Below are 11435 nucleotides of genomic sequence, written 5' to 3'. Positions count from 1 at the left end.
TCCGGATGCCGGTCGCCTCTCACCCGCTGGAGTCGTGATGCTCGTCGTCGACCATCTGCGCAAGACGTACAGCGGCACGGTCGCCGCCGACGACGTGTCGTTCACGCTGCCCGCGGGCGGCTCGCTCGGCCTGGTCGGCGAGTCCGGCTCCGGCAAGACCACGATCGCCCGCATGCTCGTCGGCCTCGTCGCCCCCGACTCCGGCGCCATCACCGTCGGCGGGCGCCCGCGCGGCGCCAGGGAGCGCGGGCGGGCCGCCCGCCTGCGCCGCGCCCGGGAGATCCAGATCGTCTTCCAGGACCCGTACGTCTCCCTCGACCCGCGGCTGACCGCCGCCCAGTGCCTGCGCGGCGTGCTCGCCCTGCACGGCAGGGACCGCTCGCGCGCCGCCGAGCTGCTCGACCAGGTGGGGCTCGGCACGCGCGAGGCCGGCGCCCGCCCCCACCAGCTCAGCGGCGGCCAGCGCCAGCGCCTGGCCATCGCGCGGGCCCTGGCCGTCGAGCCGTCCGTGCTCGTGCTGGACGAGGCCGTGGCCGCGCTCGACGTGTCGATCCAGGCGCAGATCCTGGAGCTGCTGGCCCGGGTGCGCCGCGAGTCGGGCGTGGCGCTGCTGTTCGTCAGCCACGACCTCGCGGTGGTGCGGCACCTGTGCGACGAGACGCTGGTGCTGCACCGGGGCGTGGTGGTCGAGCGTGGGCCGGTCCGGCGGGTGCTGACCGAGCCCGCGCATCCCTACACGCGGCTGCTGCTCGCCTCGGTGCCCGGCCCGGGCTGGGACCCGGCCGCGGTGGTCCGCTATGGGGAGGCCGCCACCTGAGCCGGCCGCGGGGGTCCGCCACGGGGAGGCCGCCACCTGAGCCGGCCGCGGGGTCCGCCACGGGGAGGCCGCCACCTGAGCCGGCCCCGGAGGCCGCCCGACCCCTCGCCCCGCGACGCCCAGTCGCGCCTGCCCGTGCCGGGTCACCTGCATCGGGGTCACCCGCGCAGGTGACGGGCCCAGTTCTGGGCGAAGGCGGCGAAGTCGCGCGCGGGCCGGCCGAGCGCCTCCCGCACCCCGTCCACCACGTACGCGTTCCGCCCGTCCAGCACCTCGGCGAACAGCGCGTTCAGCATCTCGATGTCCTCCGCGGGCACGCCCGCCTCGGCCGCGCCCGCGGCGAACTCCTCCGGCTTGACCGGCACGTACTCCACCGGCCCGCCCAGCGCGGCCGACAGCTCGGCGGCGGCGTCGGCGAACGTCAGCAGCCGCGGCCCGGTCAGCTCGTAGACCCGGCCGGCGTGCCCGTCCTCGGTGAGCGCCGCCACGGCCACGTCCGCGATGTCGTCGGCGTCCACGAACGGCTCGGCCACGTCCCCGGCGGGCAGCGCGATGACGCCCGCCTGGACCGCGTCCAGCAGGTAACCCTCGTTGAAGTTCTGCATGAACCAGGCGCAGCGGACGATCGTCCACTCCAGCCCCGACTCCTGGACGATGCGCTCGCACGCCTGGGCCTCCGGCTCGCCCCGGCCGGACAGCAGCACCATCCGCCGGACGCCGCTCTGGACCGCGAGCTCGGTGAGCGCGCGGATGTCCGCCTGGGAGCCGGGCACGGCCAGGTCGGGGTAGTAGGTCACGTACATCGACTCGACGCCCTGGAGGACGGCCGGCCAGCCGTCGAGGTCGGCCCAGTCGAAGGCCGGCGAGGAGGAGCGGGACCCGGACCGCACGGGACGGCCGAGAGCGGTGAGCCTGTCGATCACACGGCGGCCGGTCTTGCCGGTGCCGCCCAGCACCAAAGTTGTCATGCCTCAAGTAAGCCCGGAGATCTCTGGACTCTCCATGGTTGAGAAGCGCACTTCCATATGCGATCGTCTAACCCATGGATCATCTGGCCGCCATGCTCGACGGCCCTCGCGCGCGCGGCGCCTTCCTGCTCCGCTCGCTGCTCGACCCGCCGTGGTCGCTGCGCGTGCAGGACGAGGCTCCGCTGACGCTCGCCGCGCTCGTGCGGGGCACGGCCTGGGTGGTGCCGGACACCGGCGCCCCCGTGCGGCTCTCCCCGGGCGAGGTGGCCCTCCTGCGCGGCCCTGACCCGTACACCGTGGCCGACGACCCCGCCACCCCGCCGCAGATCGTCATCCACCCCGGCCAGCGCTGCACGACACTGGACGGCGAGGCGGTCTACCAGTCGATGGAGCTGGGCGTACGGACCTGGGGCAACGACCCCGACGGCTCCACCGTGCTCATCACCGGCACGTACCAGATGGACGGCGAGATCAGCAGGCGGCTGCTGGACGCGCTGCCGTTGCTGCTGGTCCAGCCCGGCGGCCCGGTCATCGGGCTGCTCGGCGCCGAGATCGTCCGGGACGATCCCGGCCAGGAGGTGGTGCTCGACCGGCTGCTCGACCTGCTGCTCATCTCCACGCTCCGGTCCTGGCTGAACGACCACGAGGCCCCCGCCTGGTACCGCGCGCAGAGCGACCCCGTGGTGGGCAGGGCCCTGCGCATGATGCACAACAACCCCGCCCACCCGTGGACGGTGGCCTCGCTCGCCGCCGCCGTCGGGGTCTCGCGGGCGTCGCTGGCCAGGCGCTTCACCGAGCTGGTGGGGGAGCCGCCCATGGCGTTCCTCACCGACTGGCGGCTGGCGCTGGCCGCCGACCTGCTGCGCGAGCCCGACGCCACGATCGGCTCCGTCGCCCGCAAGGTCGGCTACGGCAGCTCGTTCGCGCTCAGCGCCGCCTTCAAGCGCGTACGCGGGATCAGCCCGCAGGAGCACCGGGCCGGGGCGGGCAGCAGATGAAGCCGCTCCTGCTCATCGACGTGGACGGGGTGCTCAACCCGTTCCGGCGGCCCGACCCCGGGTACCGGCGCTACCAGTGCGAGATCGGCGGCCAGGTCTACACCGTCCACCTCAACCCCCGGCACGGCACGCGGCTGCTGGAGCTGGCCATCGCGACGGGCGCGGAGCTGGCCTGGGCCACCACCTGGGAGCACCACGCCAACGAGTGGATCAGCCCGCGCATCGGCCTGCCCGAGCTGCCCGTCGTGCCCATGGGGCCGGTGCTGGGCAGCACGGCGGGGGAGATGTTCAAGACCCCGCACGTGGCCGAGTACGTCGAGCGCAGGCCGTTCGTCTGGTTCGACGACCAGGTGCGCCAGGAGGACGAGGAGTACCTCAGGGGGCACCGGGGTCTCGACGATTTCCTGCTCGTTCCGGTGAACCCGAGAGACGGCCTGACCAGCGCGCATCTGGACGCGGCCCGCCGGTGGCTGACCCTGTCAGGGTTTTCTCAGGGTCCCTGAGGGGAGAGCGGACCTCTGGTTGACCGTTGTTCTGAATAGGTGCAACCACACGGAGGAAACAGATGTACCGCTCACGAGAGCACAGGATCCTGGCCGGCGTCTGCGGCGGTCTCGCCGACAAGATGGGCCTGCCGCCCACGCTGGTTCGCATCCTGTGGCTGATCCTGTCGCTCCTTCCCGGCCCGATGTGGGTCCTGTACGTCGCCATGTGGATCCTCGTCCCGGAGGAGCCGAGGAAGTACTGACCTGTGGGGCGTTCTATCCTCGAACCATGAAGCCCAGGCCGCTGACCCTCATCCAGGACGAGCTGGTCGATTACGACAAGGCGATGGAGCGCATGGGCGACCTGGTCGCCGAGCGCCAGCGAGACGAGCGGCCGGACACGCTCTGGCTGCTCAGCCACCCGTCGGTCTACACCGTCGGCCGCCGCACCCCGGTGGCCCACCTGCCCGACCCGTCGCGCGGCATCCCCGTGGTCGAGACCGGCCGCGGGGGGCAGCTCACCTACCACGGGCCCGGCCAGCTCGTCGGCTACCTCATCGTCAAGCTGGCCGAGGGCGAGGGCATCGTGGACTACGTCCGCGAGGTGGAGCTCCGGCTGGTCGCGGCGCTGGGCTCGCTCGGGCTGCCCGCCGAGCGCCGCGACACCCCGCCGGGCTCGGAGCTGCTGACGGGCGTCTGGACGACGACCACCGGGCGCAAGGTCGTCTCGATCGGCATGCGGCAGAGCCGCGGCGTCACCAGCCACGGCTTCGCCCTCAACGTCGACGGCGACCTGGAGCCCTGGAACTGGGCGGTGGCCTGCGGCATGCCCGACGTGGACATGACCTCGGTCAAGCGCGAGCTGGGCGGGATCTCCATGGACCAGGTCCGCGCGGCCGTGGCGGCCTCCTTCGAGGCCGCCTGACCACACCTGATCGTCTTCCCGGGGCTCGACTAGATCCTTGGGAGGACGCGCACGTCGGCGTCGTGCCCGCCTTCGGTGAGCTTGCGGTCACAGGTGTAGAGCGGCGCTTCGAGCGCTTCGGCGAGTGCGAGATATGAGGCGTCGTAGGCGGCGAAGTCGCCGCGCAGCTCCCAGACCCGCCCGGCGATGCCTCTCGTCTCGTACCGGGTGATCCTCAACGCGAGATAATCCGCGCGGGCCTCGTCCGCCTCCTCGGTGGGGAGCTTGCCGCCGAGAACGAGACCTCGCAAGGTCGACAAGACCTCGACGTCCAGCAGATGCGGAGCGTGGATACTGCCTTGCAACGCGTCGAGGAGGTCCTCGTTAGCCTCGCGGCCCGTGAGCGCCTCGACCATTGCCGACGAGTCGATGACGATCATCGCCTGCCCTCGTGCACCGCTTGCAGGATGTCGTGCGTGGAAGGGCCGTTCGACCGATTCCGCGTCTTCAGCCGTGCGACGATCTCAGCGTTGGTCGGGCGCGCGGCGATGTCCGCCAACTCCCGGGCGACGAAGGCTGAGAGCGACATGCCAGCCTCGGCCGCCCGCGCCTTCAGTGACTCGGCGACCGGCTCGGGAACATCCCTGATGTAGAGCGTGGCCATGTCTGGATGCTAGCAGTTTGCTAGCATCCAGACATGGCCGATCAGCGGACGATCGCCCGCGCGTCAGCTGATCGGGAGCTCGTCGGCGGTTTCGTCGACGGTGCGGCGGGGGCCGGAGAACCAGTGGCGGGCCGACAGGACCCACCACAGGGCGATGGCGAGCAGCACGCCCCCCACCGCGAGCGGCGCGTAGTTGACCGACGTCCAGGTGAAGTCCGGATCGCCCGGCACGCCGGCCGGTGACAGCGGCATGATGAAGTACACCGACACGACGGCGATCTCCACGCAGGCGATCCAGCCCAGCACCCGGTACTTCCGGCCGAGCGTCCACGGCCCCGGCCTGAACCGGTCGCCCATCTTCAGCCGCAGCCAGATCGGGATGATGAACGCCAGGAACAGCCCGATGACCGCGATCGACACCACGGCGTAGAAGGCCACCGGCGTCGTCGTGCCCGCGGGCGCGTACAGGGCGGGCAGGGTGATCAGCGCGGCGACCGCGCACCCGGCGATGATGGCGTTGACCGGCGTGCGGTTGCGGTCCACCTTGGACCACAGCCGCCAGCCCGGCACCGCGCCGTCGCGCGAGAACGCGTAGGTCATGCGCGACATCGACGTCACGCAGCTCATCCCGCAGAAGAACTGGCCGATCGTGGAGATGGCGAAGACCACGGTGGCCAGCGGCGAGGACAGCGCCGTCTCGAAGATGGCGCCGACGAAGCCGCCCTGCTTGTTGATCTCGTCCACGTTCGTCGCGGCGAACAGGAACGACAGCAGCAGGATCCAGCCGCCGATCGCCGAGTAGAAGATCGACTGCCAGAGACCGCGGGCCGCCGTCGTGGAAGCGCCCTGGGTCTCCTCCGACACGTGCGCGCACGCGTCGAAGCCGGTGATCGTGTACTGCGTGAGCAGGAAGCCCAGCGGCAGCACGTACAGCCAGAACGTGAAGCCGTTCGTGGCGCCGTCGCCGAAACCGGAGTTGTTGAACTGCTCGGTGAAGACGAACGACGCGGACTGGTGGTGGTCCGGCGCGAAGATCAGGATGGCGACCACGACCGCGGCGCCGGCCACGTGCCACCAGACCGAGATGTTCTGCAGCAGCGAGATGAGGCGGTGGCTGTAGATGTTGATCAGCGCGTGGAGCACGAGGATGACCACGAAGAGGAGGAAGGCCCGGGACAGCGTGGCCTCCCAGGCGCCTCCCGTCAGCCGGTTGAGGGTGATGCTCAGGAAGGTCGCGCAGCCGTAGTCGACGGAGGCGGTCACCGCGATGAGCCCGATGAGATTGAGCCACCCGGTGAACCAGCCGTGGACCGGCTTGCCCATCGTGGCGGCCCACCAGTAGATCCCGCCCGCGGTCGGATAGGCCGAGACCAGCTCCGACAGGCAGAACCCGATGATGAGGATGAACACGGAGATCAGCGGCCAGCCCCACGAGATGGCGATGGGGCCGCCGTTGTTCCATGCCTGTCCGAAGGTCGTGAAGCAGCCGGCGAGGATCGAGATGATGGAGAAAGAGATCGCGAAGTTGGAGAAACCGCTCCAGGTCCTGGCCAGCTCCTGCTTGTAGCCGAGCTCGGCCAGCCGCCTGGAATCCTCTTCAGTGGTCATGAAGTCTCCCTGTATGCGGGGGGAGTCACTGATTGGTATAGCTGTAGACCATTTCGGAGGTTAGGGCAAGGCGTTACAGGTGATTTTCGAGGGCGCCATCGGTTTTTGTCGGCTTTATGTCGATTACTGCCTTCCCGTGTACCTTCCCCGCCAAGATCGCGGCGACCGCCTCGCCGGGCCGCTCCCATGACCGTCGCCCCCCGACCCCGGCCGCCAGCTCGCCCCGCGCCAGCAGGTCCGCGAGCAACGCCAGGTCGGCCGCGGGGGCGCTGGGATCGCCGAGCGCAACCTCGCGCTGTTCGCGGCGCTTCGCGACGGCCCTCCTGGGCTGATCCCCGGAGGGCTCCGGGCGTTCCCTTGAGGGCGGGTCAGACGGAGGGGCAGACAGAGGGCGGGTCGGGCGGAGGGCGGGTCGGGCGGAGGGCGGGTCAGGCGGAGGGCGGGTCAGGCGGGGAAGAGGGTCCGCAGGGCCAGGGCGGCCACCTCGCGCAGCTCCTCGCGCGTGCGGCCGCTCGCCGCCTGCACGGCGATGCCGTCGGTGACGGTGTGGACGAGCCGGGCGAGCACGCCGGGGTCGAGGCCCGGCGGCAGGTCGGGCGCCTCCTCGAAGCGCCGTCGCAGCGCGACCTCGCCGGCCGCCCGGCACGCGATCGCCGCCTCACGGGCCGCGGCCGAGTCGGGGCCGCAGGCGTGCACGCTGTTGACGTTCAGGCATCCGTGCGGCGTGTCCGCGCCCGCGGTCAGCTCGACCGCCCCCTCGACCAGGCGCTCGATCACCTCCCGGACCGTGGGGGCGGTCAGCGCCTCGGTGGCGAAGGCGCCCGGGCCGTCGATGTAGCGGTCGAGCGCCTTGGCGAACAGCTGCTCCTTGTTGCCGAACGCGGCGTACAGGCTGGGCCGGTTGACGCCCATGGCGGCGGTCAGGTCGGACAGCGACGTCCCCTCGTACCCCTGCCGCCAGAACACCTCCAGGGCCCGGTCCAGCGCGACGTCGGGATCGAAGGCGCGCGGTCGGCCGCCCGGCATGCGTCCCCTCCCCAGGTTTTTTACCTGTCGGTACGTTACCCCCTTGTGGACGCGCCCGGCCATCCCCTAATTTCATACCGATCGATACACAACCAACCGAGGGAAGGCCGGGAAGATGATCAGAGTCGGAGTCGTCGGGGCGAGCGGATGGGCGGCCGGGTCCCACCTGCCCGCGCTGGCCGGGCTGGACGGGTACGAGGTGACGGCCGTCGCGACCACGAACATGACCAGCGCCGGGAAGGCCGCCGCCGAGCACGGCGCACGACTGGCGTTCGACGACGCCGGCGCGCTCGCCGCCCATCCCGAGGTGGACCTGGTCGTGGTGTCGGTGAAGGCGCCCGGGCACGCCGCGGTGATCAGGGCGGCGCTGGAGGCGGGCAGGCACGTGGTCTCGGAATGGCCGCTCACCGTGGACCCGGCCGAGGCGGACGAGCTGGCCCGGGCCGCGTCGGAGGCCGGGGTGGTCCACGCGGTCTGCCTGCAGGGACGTCACTCACCGGACGCGCTCTTCGTGCGCGACCTGGTCGCGGCGGGGCGCATCGGCAGGCTGGAGTCGGCCGTGCTGGTGGCCGCCGGCGACCCGCTGGGCGGCGCCGTCATCCCGGCCGGCATGGAGTGGAGCACCGAACCCGCCGGGGGCACCACCGTCCTCACGATCATGGCCGGCCACTTCCTCGCGACGCTGGACCGGATCACCGGCCCGCTGGCCGAGGTGTCGGCGCGGCTGCCCCGCCGGTACGACGAGGTGGCCGTCGGCGACACCGGCCGCACCGTCGCCAACCGGGTGCCGAGCCAGGTCCTGCTCCAGGGCACGCTGAACGGCGGCGCCACCGCCTCGGCCGTGATCCACGGCGGCAGCGGCAGCCCCGACGGGTTCCTGATCAAGCTCGTCGGCTCCGAGGGCACGCTGACCGTGGCGCCCACCCGGCCCGGCAGGTACATGCACTGGACCGACTGGGACATCCGCCTCGGCGGCGAGCGGGTCGAGGTGCCCGCCTCCTACCGGACCGTTCCCTTCGACCCGGCGGACGGGCCCGTCGCCAACGTCGCCGCCTTCTACCAGGAGGTCGGGCGGGCGATCACCGAGGGCCGGCCGGCCGCGACCGACTTCCCCGCCGCCGCGCGCCTGCACCGGCTGCTCGCCGCCGTCGAGCGCTCGGCCGCGAGCGGCGGCGCCGCGGTGGAGGTCGCCTGAACGTCAGGAGCTGAACGCGTCCACCGCCGCCTGGTTGAACGCCTTGAGGTCGTCCGGCTTGCGGCTGGTGACCAGCACGTTGCCGTTGTGCGTGTCGACCACGACCTCCTTGTCCACCCAGGTGGCGCCCGCGTTGCCCAGGTCCGTCCGGAGGCTCGGCCAGGACGTCATCGTACGGCCGCGCACCACGTCGGCCTCGACCAGCGTCCAGGGCGCGTGGCAGATCGCGGCCACCGGCTTGCCCGCCTCGAAGAAGCCGCGGACGAACCCCACGGCCCGGTCGTCCATCCGCAGGAAGTCGGGGTTGGCCACGCCGCCCGGCAGCACCAGGCCGTCGAAGTCCGACGCGGAGACCTCGTCCACCGTGGCGTCCACCGCGTAGGTGCCGGCCTTGTCGAGGTGGTTGAACGCCTGGATGCGGCCGGAGTCGGTGGAGACCAGCTTCGGGGTGCCGCCGGCCTGCTTGACCGCCTTCCACGGCTCGGTCAGCTCCGCCTCCTCGACACCCTCAGGGGCGACGAGGAACGCGATCGTCTTGCCGTCCATCATCAGGGTCCCTTCGTTGGAGTGGGTGTCCCCACCCCCTTTCCGGCCGGTCCTGATGTATGCGCCCGAGCGCGTACGCGTGGACGACCCACCCCGCGGCGGCCCCCACGGCGTACCAGAGCAGGTCGGGCGGGTTGAACGTGCTGCCCAGCACCGGCCGCAGGACCGGCGGGACGTCGGCGAGCTGGGCGAACTCGATCACCCAGCTCAGCCCGGCCGCCACGAGCGCCGCCGTGACCGGCCGGACGCGCGGGACGGCCAGCACGACGAGCGCGTAGATCAGGACCGTGTACAGCGCGTCGCCCGCGACCTTGGCGAAGGCGCCGCCGGTCAGCGCGCGCACCCCCAGTCCGGCGGCGACGGTCAGGACGGCGGCCAGGAGGACAGGCAGACGCGGCATCGGGCCACGATATTCGGCTTGACCGGCCTCGCCGGCATCGGGCCTTCGGCTTGACCGGCCTCGGTAGCATCGGACCACATGAGCGCGACCATGGTGGTGAAGGACCTCGCGGCCGGACACGGCGACCGGGTGCTGTTCTCGGGGCTCGACGTCGTCGTGAGCCCCGGCGACGTCATCGGGCTGGTGGGCGCCAACGGAGCGGGCAAGTCCACCCTGCTCCGCATGCTGGCCGGCCTCGACGCCCCCGAGGAGGGCGGCGTGCGCCTGAGCCCCGCCACCGCGACCGTGGGCCACCTCCCGCAGGAGCCCGAGCGCAGGCCCGGTGAGACGGTCGGCGCGTTCCTCGCCCGGCGCACCGGCGTGGCGGCGGCGCAGCGCGACCTCGACGCGGCCACGCAGGCCCTGGTCGAGCAGGCCCCGGGAGCCGACGACGCCTACAGCGAGGCCCTGGAGCGCTGGCTCGCGCTCGGCGGCGCCGACCTGGAGGAGCGCGCGCGGGAGGTGGCCGCCGACCTGGGGCTCGCCGTGGACCTGGAGCAGCCGATGACCTCGCTGTCCGGCGGCCAGGCGGCCCGCGCCGGCCTCGCGTCGCTGCTGCTCAGCCGGTACGACCTGTTCCTGCTGGACGAGCCGACCAACGACCTCGACCTCGACGGGCTGGAGCGGCTGGAGCGGTTCGTCACGGGCCTGCGGGCCGGCACGGTGCTGGTGAGCCACGACCGCGAGTTCCTGGCCAGGACCGTCACCAAGGTCCTGGAGCTCGACCTCGCCCAGCAGCAGATCCGCCTGTACGGAGGCGGCTACCAGGCGTACCTGGAGGAGCGCGAGGTCGCCCGCCGGCAGGCCCGCGAGGAGTACGAGGAGTACGCCGACACGCGCGCCCAACTGGAGGCCCGCGCCCGCACCCAGCGCGCCTGGATGGAGAAGGGCGTCAAGAACGCCCGCCGCAAGGCCCCCGACGGCGACAAGATCGGCCGCAACATGCGGGTCGAGTCGACGGAGAAGCAGGCCGCCAAGGCCCGCCAGACCGAGCGGATGCTGGAGCGCCTGGACGTCGTGGAGGAGCCGCGCAAGGAGTGGGAGCTGCGCATGGAGATCGCCGCCGCGCCCCGCTCGGGCGCGGTCGTGGCGACGCTGCGCGGCGCGGTGGTGCGGCGGGGCGCGTTCACGCTCGGGCCGGTGGACCTGGAGGTGGGCTGGGCCGAGCGGATCGCGATCACCGGCGCCAACGGCTCGGGCAAGACGACGCTGCTCGGCGCGATGCTCGGCCGGGTCCCGCTGGACGACGGGCACGCCGCGCTCGGCCCCGGCGTGGTGGTCGGCGAGGTGGACCAGGCGCGGAGACTGTTCGAGGGGGACGAGCCGCTGCTCGACGCGTTCTCGCGGCACGTGCCCGGCATGGTGCCCGCCGACGTGCGCACGCTGCTCGCCAAGTTCGGGCTGCGGGCGGCGCACGTGCTGCGGCCGGCCTCGACGCTGTCGCCGGGCGAGCGCACCCGGGCCGGGCTCGCGTTGCTCCAGGCCAGGGGCGTCAACCTGCTGGTGCTGGACGAGCCGACCAACCACCTCGACCTGCCGGCGATCGAGCAGCTCGAGTCGGCGCTCGCCTCCTATCCGGGCACGCTGCTGCTGGTCACGCACGACCGCCGGATGCTGGACGCCGTCCACGTGGATCGGCGGCTGCGGGTGGACGACGGCAAGGTCATCGAGGCCGACTGAAAATTTACACCGGATCAGGAAACGAAGATGAAACAATTTTCCGTAGCTCGTTGACACGCCCTGTTCGTATGGTGTGCCTTTCTCTACACAGGAATCCCCGCCTGA

Annotated in this window: 14 protein-coding genes; 7 read left to right on the top strand and 7 right to left on the bottom strand. The window is 72.1% G+C overall.

What is annotated here, in order from left to right; genetic code table 11:
- Positions 1 to 37 precede the first annotated feature (37 nt).
- Entirely contained in the window at positions 38 to 817 is a 780-nt protein-coding gene (locus tag HTZ77_RS40920; protein ID WP_175595168.1) for an ABC transporter ATP-binding protein, read from the top strand.
- 158 nt (positions 818 to 975) lie between these two features.
- Here the strand turns inward: HTZ77_RS40920 and HTZ77_RS40915 are convergent, their stop codons facing one another.
- Positions 976 to 1785, bottom strand: coding sequence for an NAD(P)H-binding protein (locus HTZ77_RS40915; protein ID WP_175595167.1), 810 nt, complete (start codon positions 1783 to 1785; stop codon positions 976 to 978).
- 74 nt (positions 1786 to 1859) lie between these two features.
- On the opposite strand from HTZ77_RS40915, the gene HTZ77_RS40910 reads away from it, so the two are divergent.
- The 4 genes from HTZ77_RS40910 (at position 1860) to lipB (ending at position 4193) form a co-directional block, all read left to right on the top strand.
- Positions 1860 to 2783 carry an AraC family transcriptional regulator gene (locus HTZ77_RS40910; protein WP_175595166.1) on the top strand — a complete coding sequence of 308 codons (924 nt, stop codon included), beginning with the start codon at positions 1860 to 1862 and terminating at the stop codon, positions 2781 to 2783.
- Positions 2780 to 3286, top strand: coding sequence for an HAD domain-containing protein (locus tag HTZ77_RS40905; RefSeq protein WP_175595165.1), 507 nt, complete (start codon positions 2780 to 2782; stop codon positions 3284 to 3286). Before HTZ77_RS40910 ends, HTZ77_RS40905 begins: the two co-directional genes overlap by 4 nt.
- A gap of 62 nt (positions 3287 to 3348) precedes the next feature.
- Positions 3349 to 3531, top strand: coding sequence for a PspC domain-containing protein (locus tag HTZ77_RS40900; protein ID WP_175595164.1), 183 nt, complete (start codon positions 3349 to 3351; stop codon positions 3529 to 3531).
- 26 nt (positions 3532 to 3557) lie between these two features.
- Complete coding sequence (gene lipB, locus HTZ77_RS40895) at positions 3558 to 4193, top strand: lipoyl(octanoyl) transferase LipB (protein WP_175595163.1); 636 nt, start codon at positions 3558 to 3560, stop codon at positions 4191 to 4193.
- A 29-nt stretch (positions 4194 to 4222) separates the two neighbouring features.
- Here the strand turns inward: lipB and HTZ77_RS40890 are convergent, their stop codons facing one another.
- The 4 genes from HTZ77_RS40890 to HTZ77_RS40875 form a co-directional block, all read right to left on the bottom strand.
- Positions 4223 to 4612 carry a type II toxin-antitoxin system VapC family toxin gene (locus HTZ77_RS40890; protein ID WP_175595162.1) on the bottom strand — a complete coding sequence of 130 codons (390 nt, stop codon included), beginning with the start codon at positions 4610 to 4612 and terminating at the stop codon, positions 4223 to 4225.
- Positions 4609 to 4836: a FitA-like ribbon-helix-helix domain-containing protein gene (locus HTZ77_RS40885; RefSeq protein WP_175595161.1), complete on the bottom strand. Its 228-nt coding sequence runs from the start codon at positions 4834 to 4836 to the stop codon at positions 4609 to 4611. The genes HTZ77_RS40890 and HTZ77_RS40885 overlap by 4 nt, the downstream gene beginning before the upstream one ends.
- A 63-nt stretch (positions 4837 to 4899) precedes the next feature.
- Positions 4900 to 6444: an amino acid permease gene (locus tag HTZ77_RS40880; RefSeq protein WP_175595160.1), complete on the bottom strand. Its 1545-nt coding sequence runs from the start codon at positions 6442 to 6444 to the stop codon at positions 4900 to 4902.
- 444 nt (positions 6445 to 6888) lie between these two features.
- Positions 6889 to 7470, bottom strand: a complete 582-nt coding sequence (locus HTZ77_RS40875) for a TetR/AcrR family transcriptional regulator (protein ID WP_175595159.1) — start codon at positions 7468 to 7470, stop codon at positions 6889 to 6891.
- Positions 7471 to 7585: 115 nt separating this feature from the next.
- Between HTZ77_RS40875 and HTZ77_RS40870 the strand changes: the two genes are divergently transcribed.
- Positions 7586 to 8665 (top strand): Gfo/Idh/MocA family protein, encoded by a 1080-nt coding sequence (locus HTZ77_RS40870; protein WP_175595158.1) that lies wholly within the window; start codon positions 7586 to 7588, stop codon positions 8663 to 8665.
- A gap of 3 nt (positions 8666 to 8668) precedes the next feature.
- On the opposite strand, the gene HTZ77_RS40865 is transcribed toward HTZ77_RS40870, so the two are convergent.
- Positions 8669 to 9214 (bottom strand): type 1 glutamine amidotransferase domain-containing protein, encoded by a 546-nt coding sequence (locus tag HTZ77_RS40865; RefSeq protein WP_175595157.1) that lies wholly within the window; start codon positions 9212 to 9214, stop codon positions 8669 to 8671.
- On the bottom strand, positions 9174 to 9611 hold the full coding sequence (locus HTZ77_RS40860) for a ribosomal maturation YjgA family protein (protein WP_175595156.1): 438 nt from the start codon (positions 9609 to 9611) through the stop codon (positions 9174 to 9176). Before HTZ77_RS40860 ends, HTZ77_RS40865 begins: the two co-directional genes overlap by 41 nt.
- 78 nt (positions 9612 to 9689) lie before the next feature.
- On the opposite strand from HTZ77_RS40860, the gene HTZ77_RS40855 reads away from it, so the two are divergent.
- The gene (locus tag HTZ77_RS40855) at positions 9690 to 11330 is read left to right on the top strand and encodes an ABC-F family ATP-binding cassette domain-containing protein (RefSeq protein ID WP_175595155.1); all 1641 of its coding nucleotides are present in this window, start codon (positions 9690 to 9692) and stop codon (positions 11328 to 11330) included.
- Positions 11331 to 11435 lie beyond the last annotated feature (105 nt).

The organism is Nonomuraea montanisoli (assembly GCF_013363975.1).
In the GTDB taxonomy this organism is placed as follows: Bacteria; Actinomycetota; Actinomycetes; order Streptosporangiales; family Streptosporangiaceae; genus Nonomuraea; species Nonomuraea montanisoli.
The sequence above is the reverse complement of the archived record's forward strand: the minus strand, read 5'-3'. Positions and strand labels throughout refer to the sequence as shown.